This window comes from Rhizobium sp. AC27/96, assembly GCF_001692325.1.
Taxonomy (GTDB): domain Bacteria; phylum Pseudomonadota; class Alphaproteobacteria; order Rhizobiales; family Rhizobiaceae; genus Rhizobium.
In genome coordinates this window covers 255,179-276,358 of record NZ_LXKN01000070.1, presented here as the reverse complement: position 1 = coordinate 276,358, position 21,180 = coordinate 255,179, and the positions used below count along the sequence as shown (strand labels likewise).

Below are 21,180 nucleotides of genomic sequence, written 5' to 3'. Positions count from 1 at the left end.
GCCGTAAACGCTTCAAACCTCAGGCAGCAGCCTGGGAGAGCATTGCCTTCTGCGTTTCGAAAGCCCAGGCGAGCCAAGGCATCAGCTTCTGCATGTCGGAAGCCTCGATGGTAGCGCCGGCCCAGATACGCAGGCCAGACGGGGCATCACGATAGTGGCCGACGTCATAGGCGACGCCTTCCTTTTCGAGGAGCGCGACCAGACCCTTGGCGAAATTCGCCTGACCGTCTTCATCGAGAGCAGCAACGTCCTTGTCGACGATCTTCAGGCAGACCGACGTATTGGACTGTGTCTCGACCTTGGCGGCGAGATTGGCAATCCAGCCATTGGCGGCGACGAAGTCGTGAATGACCTTGGCGTTGGCGTCAGCACGGCCGATCAGAGCCTTGAGACCGCCGAGATCCTTGGCCCAGAGCAGAGCATCGATATAATCCTCGACGCAGAGCATCGACGGCGTGTTGATCGTCTCACCGGTGAAGATACCTTCGATGAGCTTGCCGCCGCTGGTCATGCGGAAGATCTTCGGCAGCGGCCAGACGGGCTGATAGGTGGTCAGACGCTCGACGGCGCGCGGCGACAGGATGATGACGCCATGAGCGCCCTCGCCGCCCAGAACCTTCTGCCAGGAGAAGGTGACGACATCGAGCTTGGCGAAATCGAGGTTCTGAGCGAAAGCCGCCGATGTGGCGTCGCAGATCGTCAGCCCCTTGCGGTCGGCCGGAATGAAATCGCCGTTCGGAACACGGACGCCGGAAGTGGTGCCGTTCCAGGTGAAAACCACGTCACGATCGAAATCGATCGTGGAAAGATCAGGCAGCTCGCCGTAACCGGCTTCGAGCTTCCGGACGTCCTTGAGCTTCAGCTGCTTGACGACGTCGGTAACCCAGCCGGCGCCGAAGCTTTCCCAGGCGACCATATCGACGCCACGTTCGCCGAGCAGCGACCAGAGCGCCATTTCGACAGCGCCGGTGTCCGAGGCGGGAACGATGCCGATGCGGTAGTCCGCCGGCACTTGGAGAATTTCGCGGGTAAGATCAATGGCCTGCTTCAGCTTGGCCTTGCCGACCTTCGCACGGTGCGAACGGCCCAGGGCCGCGTCGGAAAGAGCGTTAAGCGTCCAACCGGGACGCTTCGAGCATGGACCAGAAGAGAAATGGGTATTATTCGGACGGATGTCCGGCTTGGCGAGCTTAGTCATAATGCTATCCTCTCAGATAGAAAGCTCCTCGTTGGGGAGGAGTGTCCCGCCGCCGGATATATTGGAAGCCGCCAGTGAGCGCAACAGCAAAATGCGCGCGCGTCATAAGATCACAAATCTGTGTGTGAAGTTTGACGAGAGGGCAAGGTACACGCAATGGAGTTGAGTTAAATTAAACACTGCAAAGACTGGTTTATGTGCCGATGCGCAATCATATAAGTTCCGGTGCGGATTGATTTGCGCCGACGGAAAACAACAAGTGTGCTCGATGTCTCTCACTGCACTCGCCGAAAGCCCGCTCGTCCTCACGCAGCCTATCCCTGTCTATCTGATCAATATCGACCGGGCAGTGGACAGGCTGGCGGAAATCGAGCGGCAGAGCGGCGAATTCGGCTTCCGGTTTGAAAGAATCAACGGCGTGGATGGCGCGCTTATCCCGCGCGACCAGTGGATCGATGTCGATCACGCCCGCTTTGAGCGACGCCATGGCCGAACCATACTGCCCGGCGAATACGGCTGCTATCGAAGCCATCTGATGGCCTTGCGCCAGTTTCTGGCGGGCGGCGACGATATGGCCGTGATCATCGAAGATGACGTGGCCCTGGATGCGGATTTCCTGGCTCGCGCTGCGGCGGCCAAAGAAGCGGCGCCAACCGCCGATCTGATCAAGCTCGTCAATCACCGCTGGAACGGTTTCCGTCCCATGACCAACAGCAGCAAGGGTGATGTCGTCGGCCGATGCCTTTTCGGGCCGCAGGGTTCGACGGCCTGCTACCTCGTGACACGCAAGGGTGCGGAAAAGATCGTCAAGGCGTTGGCCGTCATGTCGCTGCCCTGGGATGTCGCAGTCGAGCGCGGCTGGGACATGCATACGTCCATATTCACCACCCGTACCAATATTGTCGGCTTCAGCCGGCTGCAAAGAAGCACCATGATCGGCTGGCGCCGCGACTATCGTGCCGCCAAGGCTCCGCCATGGCGACGTGTACCCGCGCATCTGTTCCGTACCTTGGATTTCTTCCGGCGTATCGCCTACATCCTGACGGCGCCATAAGCGCCCAACCTACCAGGTGGTAATCCGCAGGCCGATTCGAATTTCGTGGCGCGACAGCGCGCCGTCACGCCCCATGGCGCCGCCTGCACCTGCGGCCGTATCGGCAGCCGAATAGCCAAACATGTCGCCGCCGGCGACATGGGAGAAGCGATAGCCAAGGTCAACCTTCACATTCGGCGCAACCTCATAGGCCACGCCGGCCATCAGCGCGTAGGTCATGCGCCAATCGCTATCACCGGGATAGCGCGTACTGACCGAAGCCGCACCACCGCAGCCAGAGACGCCGTCGACACAGGAGCCGATGGTATTGACATTGCTCCACGAAATGCGGGTCGCGCCAAGGCCCGCACCCAGATAGGGCGTGAAGCCCGCAAGGGTTCCAAGGTCGACATAGCCGTTGACCATCAGGCTGCCGGCCCTGAACGAAGAGCGCGCCTTGGTGGAGCAACCGGTGCCGCCTGCCCCGCCGGAGCACGGCAAGCCGCTCGACACATGGCCATCATAGTCGCCACTAAAGAAATCGCCGGTAACATCAGCGCGAAACAGATCGTTGAATTGATAGCCGACGCCAAGGCCGCCTGAGAAATCGCCGCCGAAGCGATTGGAATCAAAACTGCCCGAATTATAGTCGCCACCGGTCGGATCGAAGGCGCGGAACTTGGTATCGGTACGGCTGGCGTTGACGGCATAGCCGACATCGCCGCGGACATACCATCCCTTGGCATCCTTGACACTCACTTCCGCCATCTTGATTTCCGGCGGCGGCGCATCGCCGGCAAGGGCAGCGCCCGCCGATGCGCCTGCCATCGCTGCGGCCAGCGCCAAAGCGTCGAAACGGATCATTACCCCCTCGCCTTCCATCTTTCTGCGGATGCCCGCATATCGAATTGGTCGCTTTCCTGGTCTCTCCAGCACCCGAAAGAGGGTGCAAGACCGGGAAGCCGCCATTCTCATTTCATTAACCATAGGGAATTCATGGTTAATGAAGCTTTAAGGCATGGGAAAATTGCTTAACGGGGAAGGAGAAAAAGCAAAAGCCGCCCGGGGGAAACCGGACGGCTTTTCAAAGGCTTGCGCGAAGGGCGCTTACTTGTAGACGGGCTGGATCGGGATCTCGGCCGGCGGCATGTAGCTTGCGGTCTGGCAGCCGCCGAAGGTGTAGCGGGCACCGATGCGGGCTTCATGCAGGTTGATGCCCTTGTCGTAGCCAGGGCCACCATTTTCCGCATAGCCGAACATGTCGCCACCAGCGACGTGGCGGTAACGATAGCCGACGTCGGCCTTGAGATTGCAGGTCAGGTCTATCGAAGTACCAGCCATCAGCGCGTAGGTGAAGCGCCAGCTGCCGCGACCGTTATGGCTAACCGATCCGTCGCACGAGTCCGGATTGGCGTCCGAGCACGAGGTGTTCTTCAAGTTGCTCCACTTGACATAGGTGCCGCCGAGACCACCACCGACGTAAGGCGTGAACACGCCATAGGTACCGAGGTCGACATAGGCGTTGGCGAGCAAGCTATAGGCCGTCAGAGACGCCAGATCACGCGATGTAGCGGGAACAACGGTGAAGTTCGGGCCGCAGCTGCCGCAATCACCCTTCGTGGAACCCTTGAAGTCGGACTTGAAGAGATAGTCCAGCGTCAGGTCCGTACGCAGATAGTTGTTGATCTGATAACCGACGCCGCCGCCAAGCGTAACGTTGCCATCCAGCTTTGCCCTATCAAAATCGACCAGGCTGGAATTGGAACCTTGAAAGTAGTTGGACCCGCGCAGATTGGTGAAGGCGTAGCCGACATCGCCGCGCAGGTACCAGCCGCTGGACTGTGCGACAGACACTTCCGCCGGCTGCTGGGGCTCCGGTGTATAAAGATCAGCGGAAAAGGCTGACGTGCCGACAAGCAAAGTGGCAAGTGCGCCGATCAGGGTTTTCATCATGGCTTTGGCTCCAAATTTCTTGCCATTGGCACAGCAGATGCTTGCCGATCGAAAAGACATGATGGGGATAATGAGCAAAAGGAGTTAAAACCTGATTAACTACGAATATTTACCCTGTTTATTCACGAATTATACTCCAACATTTATATTAGATTTACAGAATATTCAAATAACGCGAACGAGATAGACCTGCCGGCCTTCTCCTTGCTTGTGGCAAGAGCATCGGCCCGGCCCGCAGTCCGGTCCGGCTCTTTAAACCAATTTGCAAGAATCCGGCCATTACAGTGCATCGTCCGGGGGGGTAATTCAGGAGTAAGCCTTGAGCTTCTATCGAAAACTATACACCGGCCTATGCTTGGCCTCTGTCTTTCTAAGCTCCGGCGCACTGGCCAACCCTGCACCCGAAAAACCCGTTACCGCCACCGCATGGAACAAGGGGCGCGAGACGGGATTGCCGATCCCCCGCTTTGTTTCGGTGAAAGCGCATAAGGCGCGCATGCGGGTTGGCCCATCAACGATCTATGCCATCAAATGGATCTATACGAAGCCCGGCCTTCCGATGGAAATCATCGACGAGTATGGCAATTGGCGGCAGGTTCGCGATGATACCGGCGTCACCGGATGGATGCACAGCGCTCTTCTCTCAGGAGCACGTTCGGCTCTGGTGGCGCCCTGGCTGAGCAAGAACGCCCTGTTGCGTACCAAACCGGAACCGGCCGGCGCAACGATCGCTGAATTGCAGCCGCGTGTGCTGCTTTGGTTGCGGTCGTGCACCGGAACGTGGTGCCGCGTCTCCGTCGCGGAGCATTCGGCGAAAGGCTATGTCAGGCAAGACAGGCTCTGGGGCACCTATCCCGGCGAAATGTTCCAATAAACGATCAGCCACCTGGCCGGAGGCGGAAACAACATGGCCGCCCTCGATGAAGGCGGCCATCCATCCCAAATTCGCGATGATTACGACCTGCTGCTCAGGCAGCAGTGCGCACGCTCGAAATTACGTCGATCAACCCGCCGACGATGCGCTCGATCTGGCTGCGATCGTCACCCTCCGCCATGACACGGATCAAAGGTTCGGTGCCCGAGGGGCGGATCACCAGGCGGCCATTGCGGGCAAGCTCGCTTTCGGCATCGGCTATTGCCTTCATCACCTGATTGTCTTCCAGCGGCCGGCCGCCGGAAATGCGGACATTGCGCAGCAGTTGCGGTACCGGCTCGAAGCGCCGGCAGACCTCGCTAACCGGCTTGCCAGTGCGCTTCACCGCGGCAAGGATCTGCAGAGCAGCGACGAGGCCATCGCCTGTGGTGCCATAGTCCGAAAGCACGATGTGACCGGACTGCTCGCCACCGACATTGTAATTGTGCTTGCGCATATGCTCGACGACATAACGATCGCCAACGGCGGTGCGGGCCAGGGACATGCCGCGCTCGCCCAGGAAGCGCTCCAGGCCGAGATTGGACATCACGGTCGCAACAATCCCATTGCCGCGCAGCAGCTGGCTATCGGCCCAGCTTTCCGCGATGACAGCCATCAGCTGGTCGCCGTCGATGACCGTGCCGGTCTCGTCGACGATGATGACGCGATCGGCGTCACCATCAAGCGCGATGCCGATATCGGCGCGCACTTCATCAACCTTCTTCTGAAGCGCCACCGGGCTGGTAGAGCCGCAATTGAGGTTGATATTGGTACCGTTCGGCTCGTTGCCGATGGTCACGACTTCGGCACCCAGTTCCCACAGGGCGGCAGGAGCAACCTTGTAGGCCGCGCCGTTGGCGCAATCGATGGCGATGCGCAGCCCCTGGAGCGTGACGTCGCGCGGCAGCGTGCGCTTGGCATGTTCGATATAGCGGTCATGCACGCCGTCCACGCGCTTGGCGCGGCCAATATTCGCAGCCTTGGCCAGATGCTCCGTCATATCCTTTTCGAGGAGATCCTCGATCTGCATCTCCAGCTCGTCGGAAAGCTTGTATCCGTCAGGGCCGAAAAGCTTGATGCCGTTGTCTTCGTAAGGATTATGCGATGCGGAAATCATGACGCCGATGTCGGCGCGCAGCGACCGCGTCAGCATGGCAACGGCGGGCGTCGGAATAGGACCGAGAACGAAGGCATCGACGCCGGCAGCCGTGAAGCCGGCCACCATCGCATTCTCCAGCATGTAGCCGGAAAGACGCGTGTCCTTGCCGATGACCACTCGGTGGCGGTGGCTGCCTCGATGGAAGATCGTGCCGGCAGCGATACCCACGCGCATGGCAAGATCCGGCGTCATCGGATAGATATTGGATTGACCGCGAATTCCGTCAGTTCCGAAATAGCGACGTTTCATATGCACTCCTGTCGTTGCGACACCTTCACCAGGTGCAGCGGCATCGAAATCGCTGTTCCAGTCTCCGGAGACACGACGAGCATCGACGCTTGTGGCTCATGCCACAGATTGTAAAAATCGGCACTTAAATTACCGAGAAAGCCTATTACAACGCGTTACCATTAATAAGCACTAAAAAACGCCGGTTTCCCACGGAAACCAGGCCATCTGGTTTGTCATTTCGGACCAGAACAGTCTTCAAACTTCGCTGCTCGCGCTTTGCCCGATGCCGAAGCGCTGCCATGCCAGATCCCAGCAGCCGGCACACAGGATTTTGAAATCGGCGGCCCGGAACCAATCCTCGCTCCACCCGTCTTGCAGCAGTGCCGTTTCGCAGGCTTGACACCAGGCATCGGGCCGGGCCGATTGCGTAGGACTGGAACAGTAGCAACCAAGCGTTGCGGCAGCGCCATCGATGGCGGCGGCTACGTGAATGCAGGCAATGCCAATTCCCTGATCTCCATGCCTATCGCATGTCACACGCATAGTGACCGCCCTTCGTTCTCACCTTCGATGACGAGCCGCCAAAACTGTCATTCGCGCCGCTCAAGCAAAAGGCCAGCTTCCGATGAAGGAAGCTGGCCTCTTCGTCTGCGTTTTCAGCTATCTCACGCGTTAGCGCGGCTGCGGCTCGAAGCCACCTTCGGGCTCATCGCCCTCCTTGGTGCCGAGCGAGCCATCCTTCTTCGCGCCGGTCTTCGGCACGGCCGAACCGCGGCTCGGCGGCGTGTCGTCACCGAGGTCACGAGCTGGCTTTTCGCCGCGAATAAGCGCCTTGATCTCTTCGCCCGTCAGCGTCTCGTATTCGAGAAGGCCCTCGGCGATTGCCACGAACCCGTCATGCTGTTCGGTGAGGATGTCCTTGGCCTGATGATAGGCCTGGTCGATCAGGCGGCGTACTTCGTTGTCGATCGTCTGCGCGGTCGCTTCCGAAACATTCTTCGACTGCGAAACGGAGTGACCGAGGAAGACTTCCTGCTGGTTCTCACCATAGGCAACCAGACCGAGCTCGTCGGAGAAGCCCCACTGCGTCACCATCGCACGGGCAAGCTTGGTAGCCTGCTCGATATCCGAGGACGCGCCGGAGGTGATGTTCTCCTTGCCGAAGGTCAGTTCTTCCGCAACGCGGCCACCCATCATGATGCAGAGGCGCGAGACCATCCACTTGTAGCTCATCGAGTAGCGATCGCCCTCGGGGAGCTGCATGACCATGCCGAGTGCACGGCCGCGCGGAATAATGGTCGCCTTGTGCAAGGGATCGGCGAGATCGACATAGAGCGCCGTGATGGCGTGGCCGGCCTCGTGATAGGCAGTGAGCTTCTTTTCCGCCTCGGTCATGGCCGAAGAGCGGCGCTCGGCGCCCATCATGATCTTGTCCTTGGCGTCTTCGAACTCCTGCATCGTGACTACGCGCTTGTTGCGGCGGGCAGCCATCAGGGCAGCTTCGTTGACGAGGTTCATCAGATCGGCACCGGAGAAGCCGGGGGTGCCACGGGCAAGCGTCTTCAGATCGACATTCGGCGCCAGCGGCACGTTGCGGGCGTGAACCTTGAGGATACGCTCGCGGCCGATGATATCCGGGTTCGGCACGACGACCTGACGGTCAAAACGGCCCGGACGCAGCAGCGCCGGGTCGAGGACGTCGGGACGGTTGGTCGCGGCAATGAGGATGATGCCCTCATTGGCTTCAAAACCGTCCATCTCGACCAGCAACTGGTTCAATGTCTGCTCGCGCTCGTCGTTACCGCCGCCAAGACCAGCGCCACGATGGCGACCGACGGCGTCGATTTCGTCGATGAAGATGATGCAGGGTGCATTCTTCTTCGCCTGCTCGAACATGTCACGGACGCGGCTTGCGCCGACACCAACGAACATTTCCACGAAGTCGGAACCGGAGATGGTGAAGAACGGCACATTGGCTTCGCCGGCAATGGCGCGCGCCAGAAGCGTCTTACCGGTACCGGGAGGTCCCACGAGCAGAACGCCGCGCGGGATGCGACCGCCGAGACGCTGGAACTTCTGCGGATCGCGCAGGAATTCAACGATTTCTTCTAGATCCTGCTTGGCTTCGTCGACACCGGCGACGTCCTCGAACGTGACGCGGCCATGCGCTTCCGTCAGAAGCTTTGCCTTCGACTTGCCGAAGCCCATGGCACCGCGCGAGCCGCCTTGCATCTGCCGCATGAAGAACAGCCAGACGCCAAGGATCAGCAACATCGGCAACAGAGTGCCGAGATAGCTCAGGAAGCTGGATGATCCATCAGATTCCGGACGGCCAACGATGTTGACGTTCTTGGATTGCAGGCGGTCAAGCAGGCTGTCGTCGACGACCGGAGCATAGGTCTGGAAGGGCGTACCGTTTTCGACATAGCTGCCAACGACGCGATTGCCCGTGACGGTCACGTCACGAACACGGCCGGAATCAACTTCCCGAAGGAACTGCGAATACGGAATTTCCCTGGAGCCTGTTTGTGCCGGCGCGTTCTGAAACATACTGAACAGGGCAATCAACAGCAGAGCTATGATTGCCCACAGAGCGAAATTACGAAAATTAGGGTTCATCGAACTCCCCAGCACTGAAACTTCCGCCGCTTGAGCGACGGCATTACTTGATCCCTAACATAGGGTTGCGCCAAGCCGTTGCCAAGGCAAACCACATCGACGCATGTTTTTTCCGTCTATAGGGCTGAAAGCGGCGGCCGCATATAGGCTTCACGGCCAAAAGCGACAGAAAGCCGGTTGGCGAAAGTAAGGTCGAATCGTGTCAGAAAGCGGTCGAACGGCGCAAGATGGGGCACGACCGTGACAGCCGCTGCCTCTTCGTTCCCATCCGCCGAGACCAGCGGCATCGCCGCGCCCGCGCGCTGCACCGCCCCTTTCGGCAGATCCGGAGGAAAAGTCGCAGCAGGCTGCGCCCCGCGAGCTTGTATCCGAACGGGTACCGCGCCGGAATTGAGCACGTCGAAACGACCGTCCCAAATAGCCTTTGCACCGGGCATCAGCATCAGCGGCTCGATGTTACGACTTTCCCGCATGAGGTAGAGCGCATCGCGGCGCATATCGAAGACCACCCCGCCTGCCGTCCGCCGTCCCGGATGCCCCGCCTTTACGAAATCGAGAATGCGCGCCATCTGCTGGCGACCGGGGCCGTAAACCTCTCCACCGAAAACGGCGGCCAGAGTGGACAGCGCGTAAGTCACAACGGCCGCATCTTCGCAGAGCGCGGCTCGGTCGATGGCGCAAAGCACATTGGCGTGAACGGTCACATATTCATCCACCCACGACGCCGCCTTGCCGGAAAGCACGGTACGATTGGCGCCGCCATCGGCGAGAACGGCCTGTTCGGCGTCTTGCGCGAGTGTCTTGCGCGTACGCACCCGCTCGAAACTTGTGTCCTCGTTGCTGGGGTCGTCGAGCCAGGAAACGCCGTGCCTGTCGAGATAGCCACGGATATCCATTCGCCGGCAGGCCAGAAACGGCCTGGCGATCCAGATACGGCGGTCAAATAGCAGAGCATCGGCAATACCGGTGCCGACGCCATCTTCACCCTCACGCCGCCGCGAGGCGCGCATGAGGATTGTCTCCCGCTGATCGTCGACTGTGTGGGCCGTGACGATCACATCGGCTGAAATTTCGGATGAGATATCGGCAAGCAGTTCGTAGCGCGCCTCGCGGGCAGCGGCCATGATGCCGTTCTGCGGCTTGTCGCCATCCCAGCAGCGGACGAAATGCGGAATGTCACACGAGGCGCAGAGAGCGGCAACGTTTAGCGCTTCATCTGCAGCGGACGCACGAAGGCCGTGATCGATTGTCGCGGCGGAAAGTGTAATATCCGGATAGGGAAGAGATTTGAGCTGCTCGGCAAGGGCGATCAGGAGCCCTGTGGAATCGCTACCGCCGGAAATGGCGACGAGAATATGAGCAGGCTTGACGAGGGAATTGAGAAAATCGGCTGCGGCGGTTTCAGGCATAGGGGCTGTGGCAGCAGCAGTCACAGCATCGTCAGACATGGCAATCAGCAGGCAAGCCGCTTCTGTTCGCTGGCAACCTTGCCTGTAACGGCTTTGGAAGCCTTCGGATAACGCTTGGTCACTTCGCGCAGCGTCGCGCAGGCCGTATCCTTGTTATCAAGTGCCGCAAGCGACATGCCGAGCTTCAACAGCATTTCCGGCGCCTTTTCCGAGCCGCTATACTTCTGATGCGCGTTGAGGAAAGTCTTGGCCGCATCATTATATTTGCCCTGCGAATAAAGGGCTTCACCCAGCCAGAAATTTGCATCGGCAGACCGCGAGCTGGTCGGGTAGCTCTCGATGTACTGGCGGAACTCCTGTTCGGCGACGCTGTAGTCGCCGGACAGGACATGTCCGTAGGCAGCCTTGTATTGATCGTTCTCGTTGCCGAGCGAAGCCGTCTGGGTTCCGGAACCGGCGCTCGGCGGCGCACCCGAGCCATTATTGGTTCCGGTCGCCGAGCTTCCCACCTGGTCGCCGCTCTGATCGAACTGGATCGACCCGAGCTGGGATGGCGGCTTTCCCGAGCCGCTACCCTGCTGCGACGCTACGCCGCTGCTCTGAGAATCGCTGATGACGCCGGCGATGTCGTCCTGCTGGCCGCCTGCACCCTGGGAAGGAGCGTCGGCTTCGCTCTTCTTCATCGTACCAGTGTTAGACGCCGGTGCGCTACCACCGCGCTTCTCGAGCTGCTGGAAGCGAAATTCATTGTCTTCCTGCGCCTTGCGGATCGTCTCCTGCATCTGCAGCAGCTGATAGCTCATTTCCTCGACGCGGCCGTTCAGCTGGCGCATCTGGTCCTCGAGCTGCTGTACGCGAACCTCGGCATCGCTGTTCTGAACATTGATGACCGGCGCACGGCCATATTGCGCTTGTCGCTGGGGCGCATTGTCCGGAGCTGACTGCGAGGCAGCGTCGCGGCCGCCAAGATGGATTCCAAACAGCGACAAGGCAGAGGCCTCGCGCTCACTACCTGCAAAGGCAGCGAGACAAAGCATGCTCGCCACGACAAGTTTTCTCATATGGATCGTCCTGTCTCATTGATTCTTCGGGCCTGGGGCTCGAACAGGAGATTTTTACAATTGCTCTCAAAAAGCAACGGAGTTCGGCCAAAGTGTGGTCAAAAAAGTAAAGGCGACCACGAGGGCCGCCTTTATACATTTCGACCGGTCGTTTGACCTATCAGGAACCGGCGCCGTTCAGCACAGTGACGGCACGGCGGTTCTGCGACCAGCAGGACTCGTTGTCACAAGTAGCGACCGGGCGCTCCTTGCCGTAGGAGATCGTCTTCATGCGGTTCGCGGGAACGCCGCGCGAAGCAAGGTAGCTTTTCGCTGCGGCTGCGCGACGGGCACCAAGAGCGAGGTTATATTCGCGCGTGCCGGTCTCGTCGGCGTGACCTTCGACCGTGATGGAGTAGTTCGGATAGCGAGCCAGCCACTGAGCCTGACGATCGAGCGTCTGGGCTGCCTCGGAGCTGATGGAGGAGCTATCGACAACGAAGAAGACGCGGTCGCCGACATTGACCGTGAAGTCCTGCGGCGAGCCTGGCGTAGCATTGCCGGCACCGTTCAGGCCGAGACCGTTGGCATCGTTCGGCAGCCCCTTCTTGGAAGCGCAGCCGGCCAGCGAGAGGCCAACAAAAAGCGCGATCATGATCGGGTTGCGTGCGAGGTTCTGCATGTGGCCAACGGCCGGGGTTGCGATGCGGCTCATGGCCGGTCTCTCCTTAAGTCTCTCTATCAGGGTTGCCAGACTGTAACCGGGTTCGGTTAATCGGATTCCAACGAGTATGGTTAATGATGTCCTAAAATTGTCCCGAAACGGTCCAGTCACAGGACTTTGCGGCGATAAAGTGGCAAGCCCTTTATTACTCGAGGAGCGGCGACCATGCTGGATCAGAAGCGAAGCCCGGCGTCGGGATCTTCTGTTCGTTGTAGCCGGTGAGGTCGATCGAATAAATTTGCGGCCCGCTTGCACCCGACGGCGCGCGGAAGAACATGATGACGCGGCCGTTCGGCGCCCAGGTCGGCCCCTCGCTGTAGGAGCCGGAGGTCAGGATTCGCTCACCGGAGCCGTCAGGCTTCATGACACCGATGGCAAAGTTGCCGCCGGCCCGCTTGGTGAAGGCTATGAGATCGCCGCGCGGCGACCATACCGGTGTGGAGTAGGAGCCATTGCCGAACGAGATGCGGTTTTGGCCCGAACCATCCGCATTCATGACGTAGATCTGCGGCTGGCCGCCGCGATCGCTTTCAAAAGCGATTTTCGTACCGTCAGGCGAATAGGACGGCGAGGTATCGATAGCTGCCGTCGAGGTCAGACGCGTCGTCGTGCGTGAACGCAGGTCCATCGTGTAGATATTGGCGTTGCCTTCCTGCTGAAGGCTCATGATCACCCGCTGCCCGTCCGGCGAGAAGCGCGGCGAGAAGGTCATGCCGGGGAAATTGCCCACCAGCTCACGCTGGCCCGTCTGCAACTGCAGCAGATAGACGCGCGGCTGCTGGTTGGCGAAGGACATGTAGGTCACTTCCTGCCGGTTGGGCGAGAAGCGCGGCGTCAGCACGAGGTCGCTGCCATCGGTCAGCATGCGCACATTGGCGCCATCCTGATCCATGATGCCGAGCTGCGTCTTGCGAGCCGTCTTCGGGCCGCTTTCCGCAACGAAAACAACACGTGTATCGAAATAACCCTTCTCGCCGGTGATCTTCTGGTAGATCGCATCGGCAATGATATGGGCGACACGGCGCCAGTTATCCGGCTGTGCGTAGAATTGCTGGCCGATCATCTGGCTGTTGCCGAATGTGTCCCACAGGCGGAATTCGGCGCGAAGGCGCCCGCCTTCCTGCGTCACGCGGCCCGTCACCAGCGCCTGGGCGTTGATCGAGGTCCAGTCCGGGAAGCGCGGGGTCGAATCCGGATTGGTGATCTTCTCGATGAAGGCCTGCTTGTTGATCGGCGCAAACAGCCCCGAACGCTGCAGATCCGCGGCGATGACGCCCGAGATCTGCGGACCGAGGCTGTCATTCGACAGCAGATCGGTGATGGCGATCGGCATGGGCTGAACGTTGCCCTTGTTGATGTTGAGCTCGACCACGGCATAGGCCGGGGTGGAGAGCACTGCCATCAGGCCTGCCAGCACCAGCAGGAGACGGACGAAGGGTTTTCTGATCATATGTATCAAGCCTTTCAGCATTAATTCGCCGGATCGCTGGCATCGAAGTTGATGATGACTTCTTTCCAGTCGTCATATTGATCTATTGGCAGGTTTTTGAACGGGGCAGCCCGGGACACGGCTCGCACCGCGCTTGCCGCGACAGCTTTTTGGGTGTTTTCGGGGCCACCGGTCATGGTCACCTTCGGCTTGCCAACTATATTTCCAGCGCGATCAAGCTCAAACCGGACCTGGACGCGGACATCTTTCATGCCCGTCATGTCGGCAGGTGGAGGCCAGTTCGCCATGACATTGTTACGAATGTTTTCCATGGCGGCGTGACTAAGCTTGTTCTCGCCGCCGGCGACTGCAGGCTGCACCCATAGGGAAGCTGCCAGCATGATTACGAGGGCCGCAATCGATGACAGGCCAAAACGCGGACAGTGGTTTGCCGAAAGCTGCATTCCCCGCATCACATCCCCAGATCCGCTGCGCTGAAGTTGACGACGACTTCCTGCCAGTCGTCATACTTATCCGCCGGAAGAATGGTCATGAACTCCGATTGCGCCCGAAGAACCGCGCGCACAGCGGCGGACTGCATGGCACCCTGCGTCGAAGCCGGTCCACCATTCGTCGTCGCCTCCGGCTCACCAACAATCTGCCCGGATTTGTCGAGCTTGAAGTGCACCTTGATTCGCACGTCGCTGGCGCCTTCGAGACCCGGAGGAAGGTTCCAGTACTTCTGGATCAGGTCACGCAAACCGTCCTGCTGGCTCTGGCTAAGCTTGCCTGCGCCAAGCGACTTCATACCACCGCGTGAGGCGACCTGCGTATCGGCGCCTGCCGAGGCCGGTTTGGACGAACGCGCCGCGCCACCCTTCGAAGATGTATTATTCAAAACGTCGGCGATCTCGTCGGCAAGACCGTCGTCCAAGCCCTTGTTGGAGGCTTTGGCCGTCTGACGCTTCTTGTCAGCATCCTTCTTGCCGTCATCGGCAGAGGTATTCTTGCTGGTGCTCTGCGTCGTCGTCTTGTCGGTCGGCTTGGCGTCGGCCACCTTCACGTCCGGCTTCGGCGCAGGCTTTACTTCAGGCTTCTGCTCGACGGTCTTCTGCGGCGTCGGCTGCGGCTTGACATCCGGCACGGGAACATTGTTCGGGACCGGAATTTCAGCCTGCTGCTCGGTTGGCGGCGGTGTCGGCGCAGCATCGGCCTTCGGGGTCGCCGGCGCAGGGTCCGTCTTCGGCGTCGGAGCAGGCGTCACCTCAGGCTTTTGCTGCGGAATGGCAGCCACTTCCTTTGGCGCAGCCTCGGTATCCTTCTGCTCTATCGTCTTGACGTCATTCGGCCGCGGATCATTTTGCGGAACGGGCACATCCACCTTCTTCGGGGCCAATGCTGCCGTTTCACTCTCCGGCCGCTGCGTCGGCACGACCGGGCTCTTGATATCCACCTTGTTCTCGCCTGCGTTCTGGGCGTTGGCGACCTGATCCTGCTTCGTCGTCGGCTTGCGCGAGACGTGATCCGTCACCGGCGCCTTCTTCTCACCCTGCTGAAGCTGGTCCGCCTGCACGATGTCGACGTCCATCGCCGTGCTTTCCGGCGTCTCCAGAGGCGCCGGCGCACTCAGCGTCACCATGGCGCCGATGAGCACCAGGATGTGAAAAACCGCAGATGTGGCAAGACTGCGCTTCATGGCGATCCGTCAGTGATCCGTTGTCTGCTGCTGCGTGACCAGGCCGATATTCTTGTAACCAGCCTCCTGGATGCGCGACATGACGTCGGCGATGACGCCGTAAGGCGCCTTGCCGTCGCCACGCACGAAGATGCGTTCGCTGTAACCAGTGGTCGCGATCGCCTTCAGCTTGTCGGCAATTTCGGTGGTCTGGATTTGCGATTCCCCGATGAACACCTGGCCATCGGCCTTGATCGAGATGGTGATGGGCTGGGTCTGGGCGTTGAGCGCGCCTGCCTGCGTCTGCGGCAGATCGATCGGCACACCCGATGTCATCATCGGCGCCGCAACCATGAAGATGATCAGCAGCACGAGCATGACGTCGACCAGCGGCGTCACGTTGATTTCGGAAATCGGGCCGCCTCGGCCTCCGCCACGACGACCACCCCGGCGGCCACCGCCGCCACCCTTGCCTCCAACAGACATTGCCATGTGTATTACTCCGGTTCTGTCCGCTACTTACTGAGCCGCCTGGCGAGGCTGCAGCTTCTCATCGATCTGGCGCGAAAGAATGGCGGAGAATTCATCCGCAAAACCTTCCATGCGTGCCGAGAGCTTGCCGGCATCGCCAGAAAACTTGTTGTAGGCGATAACCGCGGGAATAGCCGCGACCAGACCGATGGCGGTCGCCAGCAGCGCTTCGGCGATACCGGGCGCGACAACCGCAAGATTGGTCGATTTCGAACCGGCGATAGCCTGGAACGAGGTCATGATACCGACGACGGTACCGAAGAGACCGATGAACGGGCCGGCCGAGCCGATGGTCGCGAGCGATCCGAGGCGCGCCATCAGATGCTCGGATTCACGCGCGAGCGTGACGTCCATGGCGCGATCGATACGCATCTGCAGGCCGATCGGCGAACGCGCACCGCGCTCGAACGACTTCTTCCATTCCCGCATCGCGGCGACGAAGATGGCGCTGAGGCCGGTATTGTTACGCTCCGAAAGCGTGCGGTAGAGCTCTTCGAGCGACTGGCCGGACCAGAACACCTGCTCGAAGTGATCGAACTGGCGGCGCGCTCGCGCGTAGCTCAGATACTTGTCGATGACGATTGCCCACGTCCATACGGATGCGGCCAGAAGGCCGATCATGACGAGCTTGACCACCAAGCCCGCCTGCATGAATAGCGACCAGAGGGTGATGTCCGGTGTGGTGGCCGCTGCCAATGCTACTTGTTCCATTGATCCAAAATCCCCGAATCCAAACGCCCGGCGCTAGACCGGGCGGCTAAAAGTGATCTCACAAGAAATGTTTGGCAGCCGCCGCTGAACGCCCTGGTCAAGCCTTCCAAGCTTACAACTGCCTTCTTGCCGTCAAATTTGGTCAAAGGAAGGCGTGCACCGCACAAACTCCGCCTTAACCAGTAAGACACTATTATGGTTAAAAGAATGTTAGCGTCGAAACATGAAGAATTTAACGGCGGCGAAGGCTATTCTAGCTCCTGGGAAGAAATGACCGGACGAAACCGGCGGCAAACGCAGGCAGATCTTGCGCGGCGAATTCCTTCACACAAAACTCAAGTTTTTGCAAGGCGACTCTTAGCAATCGCAATATCTTTGCATATCGCTGCCTGCCGCACCAAAAGCTGAAAGCCCTTGCTAGCCGGCGGATTCCGATGCTGCGAGCATCTGTGCGGCCAGCTTCTCCGGCAAGCGCCGCGGCCGTCCCTTGGCATTGATGACGGCGATGATGACCTTGGCGGCGATCAGCAAACTATCGCCCCGGCGTATTTCCTGGGAGAGCACCATCTTGGCGCCGCCGGCCTTCTCGGTGACCGTGCTGATCGTCAGCACGTCGTCCATGCGGGCCGGCCCCTTGAAGTCGATCTCCATGCGATGAACCACGAAGACCAGTCCTTCTTCATCGGCATTCAGCAGCTCGCGCTGTTCCACTCCGAGACAGCGAAGATAGTCCGTGCGGCCGCGCTCGAGGAAATGCAGATAGCGCGCGTGATAGACGAGGCCGGAAAAATCCGTATCCTCGTAATAGACTCGCTGCACCAGCCGGTGGCTTCCGGCTTCCAGTTCCCCAGCTATCAGAAAGGGGCTGTTCATCGTTGCCGCATCTCCTTGTATGTCCGGCATCTCTTTGGCCGAAGTTCTGCCATCAAGCAAGCTTTGAACAATTGTCATAGAGTCCGACTATCCGGGATGGTGCCGGGCAGCGGATCGGCGCAGAAGGAAAAAATCTCATGAAAATAGCGGTAATGGGTGGTGACGGATTCATCGGTTGGCCAACCTCGCTCCATCTCTCCGACGCCGGTCATGAGGTCCATATCCTCGATAATCTCTCCCGCCGATGGATCGATACCGAACTGGGCGTCCAGTCGCTGACGCCGATGGACTCGATCCAGGAACGCACCCGCATCTGGCACGCCGAAACCGGCCGCCGCATCCATTTCAACCTCATCGATCTCGCCAAGGACTATGAGCTTTTGAAGAAGTGGCTGGCCGAGCATCGCCCGGATGCGATCGTGCATTTCGCCGAGCAGCGCGCCGCGCCCTATTCGATGAAGAGCGATCGCCACAAGAACTACACGGTCAACAACAACGTCAATGCCACGCATAACCTGCTGAATGCGCTCGTGGAGCTCAACCTCGACACGCATCTCGTGCATCTCGGCACCATGGGCGTCTATGGCTATTCCACCGTCGGCGCGGCCATTCCCGAAGGCTATCTGCCTGTCGGCATCGAGACGGCCGATGGCCGCACCGTCAGCCAGGAGATACTCTATCCGGCCAACCCCGGCTCCATCTACCACATGACGAAGTGCCTCGATCAGCTGCTCTTCCAGTTCTACGCCAAGAACGACGGCCTCAGGATCACCGACCTGCATCAGGGCATCGTCTGGGGCACGCACACGGAACAGACGCGCCGTCACGAACAATTGATCAACCGCTTCGACTATGACGGCGACTACGGCACCGTGCTCAACCGCTTCCTGATCCAGGCGGCGATCGGCTATCCGCTGACCGTGCACGGCACCGGCGGCCAGACCCGCGCGTTCATCCATATCCAGGATTCGGTGCGCTGCATCGAGCTTGCGTTGAAGAACCCGCCGCAGCGCAACGCCCGCGTCGAGATCTTCAACCAGATGACGGAGACGCATCGCGTCCGCGACCTCGCCGAGATGATCGCCAGGATCAGCGGTGCCGAAATCGTCCGCCTGCCCAATCCGCGCAAGGAAGCACCCGAGAACGAGCTGATCGTCAAGAACGACAAGTTCCTCGGCCTCGGGCTGGCGCCGATCACGCTTGAGACCGGCCTGCTGAGTGAAATCGTCGATGTCGCCAAGAAATATGCCTATCGCGTCGACCGCTCGCGTGTGCCCGCCGTCTCGGCATGGACGAAGGATCTCGCGGCGACCGTCAATCACGATCCCGAAGGCAAGAGATTGAAGTCCGTCTCATGATGCCGGGAAGCGAAATGCTGCAGGGGTTGCGCCCGCGCACCCGTCCACGCTCCGGCCAGGCATTCGTGACCCTCGTCACGAATGCCGACTATGCCATGGGCGCACTGGCGCTGGCGCGTTCGATCACTCGGACCGCCACCAAGGCCGATATCGTCGTTCTACATACGGCAGCCGTCCACGAAGGCGATCTCGCTCCGCTCATCGCGCTCGACTGCCGGCTGGTCGAGGTCGAACACCTGTCCCTGTCGGATGCCTTCAACGAACGGCATGCGCGCGGCAATCTTCATTCCGCCGCGCCCTTTACGAAGGGTCGCAAGCCTTCCTTTCACACGCCACTCGATAATTTCTGCAAGCTGCGGCTCTGGCAGCTCATCGAATACGACACCTGCGTCTTCATCGATGCGGATGCGCTCGTGCTGAAGAATGTCGACAGGCTGTTCGACTATCCGGAATTTTCAGCCGCGCCGAATGTCTATGAAAGCGTCGCGGATTTTCACCGGCTGAATTCCGGCGTCTTCGTCGCCAAGCCCTCGCTTTCGACCTTTCAGGACATGTTGCATCGGCTCGACCGCCCCGATGTTTTCTGGCGACGCACCGACCAGACTTTCCTTGAGACCTTCTTCCCCGATTGGCACGGCCTGCCTGTATTCATGAACATGCTGCAATATGTATGGTTCACCATGCCTGCCCTCTGGAACTGGCAGAGCGTGTCGATCCTGCATTACCAATATGAAAAGCCCTGGGAAGAAAACCATCCGAAGGCCGAGCAGCTGAGACCGCTTATCGACTTGTGGCATTGCTTCCATAATGGGCTCGATGTGCCCGATATCGCGACGCTCGCAAATCCCAAAGAGGCGGCATGAAGGTCCTCATATCCGGCGGAACAGGTCTTGTCGGCCGATACATTGCCGAGGAGCTGCTGGCCGCCGGTTACAGGGTCGCCGTCGGCGGGCGCAACCCACCGCAGCCGGGCCTCTTTTCGCGAGACTTTTCTTTCGTGCCGCTCAGCCTGGATCCCGTCGAAGACCAGAGCCATGCCTTCGATGAGGCCTATTTCTTCATCCACGCAGCCTTCAGCCATGTGCCGGGCAAATATCGCGGTGGCGAAGGAGATGACCCCGAGGAATTTCGTCGGCTCAATCTGGACGGCACCGTCAAGCTGTTCGAAACGGCGAGAAAGGCCGGCATCCGCCGCTGCGTCTTCCTGTCGTCCCGCGCCGTCTATGGCGATCAGCTGGTTGATGGGGAATTGACCGAGGCGACCGAGCCGATGCCGAATACACTTTACGGTGAAGTGAAGCGCGATGCCGAGCATGCCCTGTTCTCCCTCTCCGCCCCCGGCTTTGTAACCGCAAGCCTGAGGGCGACGGGCGTCTATGGCGACCTCCGCCCGAACAAGTGGGAAGATCTCTTCGATGACTATCTGAGCGGCAAGAAAGTCCCTTCGCGTGCCGGAACAGAAGTTCATGGCCGGGACCTTGGCCGAGCCGTGCGTCTGCTGTTGGAGACAGAGGCTGGCCGCATCGACGGCGAGGCTTTCAACCTCTCGGATGTATCAACCGACACCTATGAAATCCTCGGGTACCTGCAACGAGCGACGCACTGTCCTCATCCCCTCCCCGCTCCGGCAGCCGAACGCACAGGCGGCGTGATGAACACGACGAAGATCCGCGCATTGGGATGGCAAAGTGGCGGAAAGCCGTTGCTTCAGCAAACGATCGAGACGCTGGCAAAGACAATGCCACCTCGCCATGCCGATCTCAGCGCATCAGCTTCGTCTCGTCCCAGCTGAGCTTGGCCAACTCCCCGCCCCTGAACCGTGCATCGTCAGCGACGATGAATTCGTCGAGCTGCGGCGGCGGTACGCTGGTTCCGGACAGCATCGCATGCACCTGACCGCGATGATGCGTCTGGTGCTGGAACAGATGGTTCAGCACATCGTCGGCCCGCTCCCGCTGGATACGGCCGCTGCGCTCGATATCGACGATCTGCATTGCCGTCTCCGGCGTCAGGCTCTCGCAAAAGGCTACGAGCCGGCGATCGACCTCCGCCTGCTGCAGGGATAGCTCCTCAAGCCTTTCAAACGGCTCCTCGATATCGAACGCCTTCAGGCCCAATGTGCCGCCTTCCAGCGCATCGACGTAGAACCAGTCTACCGTCAGGATGTGATTGAGGGTCCACTTGATCGACGGAAAGAAGCTGACCCGCTTCGCTTCGAATTCACCGGGCTGCAGTGCTGCACAGGCACTATGCAGGCGAACATTCGCCAAGGCATTGTTGTAGGCGAGCTTGCGAAAGCTGCGAATAGGATCGAAACCGGACAT

At 59.8% G+C, this 21,180-nt stretch carries 20 protein-coding genes; 5 read left to right on the top strand and 15 right to left on the bottom strand.

Annotation, left to right across the window (positions count from 1 at the left end; translation table 11 throughout):
* Positions 1 to 19: 19 nt before the first annotated feature.
* The gene (locus tag A6U86_RS32065; RefSeq protein WP_068400409.1) at positions 20 to 1,198 is read right to left on the bottom strand and encodes a phosphoserine transaminase; all 1,179 of its coding nucleotides are present in this window, start codon (positions 1,196 to 1,198) and stop codon (positions 20 to 22) included.
* A 268-nt stretch (positions 1,199 to 1,466) separates the two neighbouring features.
* Between A6U86_RS32065 and A6U86_RS32060 the strand changes: the two genes are divergently transcribed.
* Positions 1,467 to 2,252 carry a glycosyltransferase family 25 protein gene (locus A6U86_RS32060; RefSeq protein ID WP_068400406.1) on the top strand — a complete coding sequence of 262 codons (786 nt, stop codon included), beginning with the start codon at positions 1,467 to 1,469 and terminating at the stop codon, positions 2,250 to 2,252.
* 9 nt (positions 2,253 to 2,261) lie between these two features.
* Here A6U86_RS32060 and A6U86_RS32055 read toward each other — a convergent pair whose 3' ends face one another.
* Complete coding sequence (locus A6U86_RS32055; protein WP_068400403.1) at positions 2,262 to 3,095, bottom strand: outer membrane protein; 834 nt, start codon at positions 3,093 to 3,095, stop codon at positions 2,262 to 2,264.
* A 243-nt stretch (positions 3,096 to 3,338) separates the two neighbouring features.
* Positions 3,339 to 4,184, bottom strand: a complete 846-nt coding sequence (locus A6U86_RS32050) for an outer membrane protein (protein ID WP_068400556.1) — start codon at positions 4,182 to 4,184, stop codon at positions 3,339 to 3,341.
* A gap of 319 nt (positions 4,185 to 4,503) precedes the next feature.
* Here A6U86_RS32050 and A6U86_RS32045 point away from each other — a divergent pair, with 319 nt between their 5' ends.
* Positions 4,504 to 5,058 (top strand): SH3 domain-containing protein, encoded by a 555-nt coding sequence (locus A6U86_RS32045; RefSeq protein ID WP_068400399.1) that lies wholly within the window; start codon positions 4,504 to 4,506, stop codon positions 5,056 to 5,058.
* Positions 5,059 to 5,152: 94 nt separating this feature from the next.
* Here A6U86_RS32045 and glmM read toward each other — a convergent pair whose 3' ends face one another.
* The 11 genes from glmM to ybgC form a co-directional block, all read right to left on the bottom strand.
* Positions 5,153 to 6,505, bottom strand: coding sequence for a phosphoglucosamine mutase (gene glmM, locus A6U86_RS32040; protein WP_068400396.1), 1,353 nt, complete (start codon positions 6,503 to 6,505; stop codon positions 5,153 to 5,155).
* A gap of 654 nt (positions 6,506 to 7,159) precedes the next feature.
* Positions 7,160 to 9,106, bottom strand: coding sequence for an ATP-dependent zinc metalloprotease FtsH (ftsH, locus tag A6U86_RS32030; protein WP_068400390.1), 1,947 nt, complete (start codon positions 9,104 to 9,106; stop codon positions 7,160 to 7,162).
* 116 nt (positions 9,107 to 9,222) lie between these two features.
* Complete coding sequence (gene tilS / locus A6U86_RS32025; RefSeq protein ID WP_068400387.1) at positions 9,223 to 10,554, bottom strand: tRNA lysidine(34) synthetase TilS; 1,332 nt, start codon at positions 10,552 to 10,554, stop codon at positions 9,223 to 9,225.
* A 5-nt stretch (positions 10,555 to 10,559) separates the two neighbouring features.
* Entirely contained in the window at positions 10,560 to 11,576 is a 1,017-nt protein-coding gene (gene ybgF, locus A6U86_RS32020) for a tol-pal system protein YbgF (RefSeq protein WP_068400385.1), read from the bottom strand.
* Positions 11,577 to 11,736: 160 nt separating this feature from the next.
* Positions 11,737 to 12,270: a peptidoglycan-associated lipoprotein Pal gene (pal, locus tag A6U86_RS32015; protein ID WP_047629123.1), complete on the bottom strand. Its 534-nt coding sequence runs from the start codon at positions 12,268 to 12,270 to the stop codon at positions 11,737 to 11,739.
* 154 nt (positions 12,271 to 12,424) lie between these two features.
* On the bottom strand, positions 12,425 to 13,750 hold the full coding sequence (gene tolB / locus A6U86_RS32010) for a Tol-Pal system beta propeller repeat protein TolB (protein ID WP_141683860.1): 1,326 nt from the start codon (positions 13,748 to 13,750) through the stop codon (positions 12,425 to 12,427).
* Positions 13,750 to 14,172: a TonB C-terminal domain-containing protein gene (locus A6U86_RS32005; protein ID WP_068400382.1), complete on the bottom strand. Its 423-nt coding sequence runs from the start codon at positions 14,170 to 14,172 to the stop codon at positions 13,750 to 13,752. Before A6U86_RS32005 ends, tolB begins: the two co-directional genes overlap by 1 nt.
* Positions 14,173 to 14,180: 8 nt before the next feature.
* Positions 14,181 to 15,404 (bottom strand): hypothetical protein, encoded by a 1,224-nt coding sequence (locus A6U86_RS32000; RefSeq protein WP_068400379.1) that lies wholly within the window; start codon positions 15,402 to 15,404, stop codon positions 14,181 to 14,183.
* Between the two features lie 9 nt (positions 15,405 to 15,413).
* A complete protein-coding gene (gene tolR / locus A6U86_RS31995; protein WP_068400376.1) occupies positions 15,414 to 15,875 on the bottom strand; it encodes a protein TolR in 462 nt (153 codons plus the stop codon).
* Between the two features lie 27 nt (positions 15,876 to 15,902).
* Entirely contained in the window at positions 15,903 to 16,625 is a 723-nt protein-coding gene (gene tolQ / locus A6U86_RS31990) for a protein TolQ (RefSeq protein ID WP_068400373.1), read from the bottom strand.
* A gap of 417 nt (positions 16,626 to 17,042) precedes the next feature.
* On the bottom strand, positions 17,043 to 17,498 hold the full coding sequence (ybgC, locus tag A6U86_RS31985; RefSeq protein WP_068400553.1) for a tol-pal system-associated acyl-CoA thioesterase: 456 nt from the start codon (positions 17,496 to 17,498) through the stop codon (positions 17,043 to 17,045).
* A 137-nt stretch (positions 17,499 to 17,635) separates the two neighbouring features.
* On the opposite strand from ybgC, the gene A6U86_RS31980 reads away from it, so the two are divergent.
* Genes A6U86_RS31980 through A6U86_RS31970 form a run of 3 tightly spaced genes read left to right on the top strand, consistent with a single transcriptional unit; the run spans position 17,636 to position 20,648 of the window.
* Positions 17,636 to 18,856 carry an NAD-dependent epimerase/dehydratase family protein gene (locus A6U86_RS31980; RefSeq protein ID WP_068400370.1) on the top strand — a complete coding sequence of 407 codons (1,221 nt, stop codon included), beginning with the start codon at positions 17,636 to 17,638 and terminating at the stop codon, positions 18,854 to 18,856.
* 14 nt (positions 18,857 to 18,870) lie between these two features.
* The gene (locus tag A6U86_RS31975) at positions 18,871 to 19,719 is read left to right on the top strand and encodes a glycosyltransferase (protein ID WP_068400550.1); all 849 of its coding nucleotides are present in this window, start codon (positions 18,871 to 18,873) and stop codon (positions 19,717 to 19,719) included.
* Positions 19,716 to 20,648, top strand: a complete 933-nt coding sequence (locus A6U86_RS31970) for an NAD(P)-dependent oxidoreductase (protein ID WP_068400367.1) — start codon at positions 19,716 to 19,718, stop codon at positions 20,646 to 20,648. The genes A6U86_RS31975 and A6U86_RS31970 overlap by 4 nt, the downstream gene beginning before the upstream one ends.
* Here A6U86_RS31970 and A6U86_RS31965 read toward each other — a convergent pair.
* Positions 20,617 to 21,180 (bottom strand): DinB family protein, encoded by a 564-nt coding sequence (locus A6U86_RS31965; RefSeq protein WP_068400364.1) that lies wholly within the window; start codon positions 21,178 to 21,180, stop codon positions 20,617 to 20,619. The genes A6U86_RS31970 and A6U86_RS31965 overlap by 32 nt on opposite strands.

Excerpts from the sequence above, each read along its gene's own strand:
- A6U86_RS32065 (WP_068400409.1), bottom strand. The coding sequence starts at position 1,198 with ATGACTAAGCTCGCCAAGCCGGACATCCGTCCGAATAATACCCATTTC.
- A6U86_RS32060 (WP_068400406.1), top strand. The coding sequence starts at position 1,467 with ATGTCTCTCACTGCACTCGCCGAAAGCCCGCTCGTCCTCACGCAGCCT.
- A6U86_RS32055 (WP_068400403.1), bottom strand. The coding sequence starts at position 3,095 with ATGATCCGTTTCGACGCTTTGGCGCTGGCCGCAGCGATGGCAGGCGCA.
- A6U86_RS32050 (WP_068400556.1), bottom strand. The coding sequence starts at position 4,184 with ATGATGAAAACCCTGATCGGCGCACTTGCCACTTTGCTTGTCGGCACG.
- glmM (WP_068400396.1), bottom strand. The coding sequence starts at position 6,505 with ATGAAACGTCGCTATTTCGGAACTGACGGAATTCGCGGTCAATCCAAT.
- ftsH (WP_068400390.1), bottom strand. The coding sequence starts at position 9,106 with ATGAACCCTAATTTTCGTAATTTCGCTCTGTGGGCAATCATAGCTCTG.
- tilS (WP_068400387.1), bottom strand. The coding sequence starts at position 10,554 with ATGTCTGACGATGCTGTGACTGCTGCTGCCACAGCCCCTATGCCTGAA.
- ybgF (WP_068400385.1), bottom strand. The coding sequence starts at position 11,576 with ATGAGAAAACTTGTCGTGGCGAGCATGCTTTGTCTCGCTGCCTTTGCA.
- pal (WP_047629123.1), bottom strand. The coding sequence starts at position 12,270 with ATGAGCCGCATCGCAACCCCGGCCGTTGGCCACATGCAGAACCTCGCA.
- tolB (WP_141683860.1), bottom strand. The coding sequence starts at position 13,750 with ATGCTGAAAGGCTTGATACATATGATCAGAAAACCCTTCGTCCGTCTC.
- A6U86_RS32005 (WP_068400382.1), bottom strand. The coding sequence starts at position 14,172 with ATGCAGCTTTCGGCAAACCACTGTCCGCGTTTTGGCCTGTCATCGATT.
- A6U86_RS32000 (WP_068400379.1), bottom strand. The coding sequence starts at position 15,404 with ATGAAGCGCAGTCTTGCCACATCTGCGGTTTTTCACATCCTGGTGCTC.
- tolR (WP_068400376.1), bottom strand. The coding sequence starts at position 15,875 with ATGGCAATGTCTGTTGGAGGCAAGGGTGGCGGCGGTGGCCGCCGGGGT.
- tolQ (WP_068400373.1), bottom strand. The coding sequence starts at position 16,625 with ATGGAACAAGTAGCATTGGCAGCGGCCACCACACCGGACATCACCCTC.
- ybgC (WP_068400553.1), bottom strand. The coding sequence starts at position 17,498 with ATGAACAGCCCCTTTCTGATAGCTGGGGAACTGGAAGCCGGAAGCCAC.
- A6U86_RS31980 (WP_068400370.1), top strand. The coding sequence starts at position 17,636 with ATGAAAATAGCGGTAATGGGTGGTGACGGATTCATCGGTTGGCCAACC.
- A6U86_RS31975 (WP_068400550.1), top strand. The coding sequence starts at position 18,871 with ATGCTGCAGGGGTTGCGCCCGCGCACCCGTCCACGCTCCGGCCAGGCA.
- A6U86_RS31970 (WP_068400367.1), top strand. The coding sequence starts at position 19,716 with ATGAAGGTCCTCATATCCGGCGGAACAGGTCTTGTCGGCCGATACATT.
- A6U86_RS31965 (WP_068400364.1), bottom strand. The coding sequence starts at position 21,180 with ATGTCCGGTTTCGATCCTATTCGCAGCTTTCGCAAGCTCGCCTACAAC.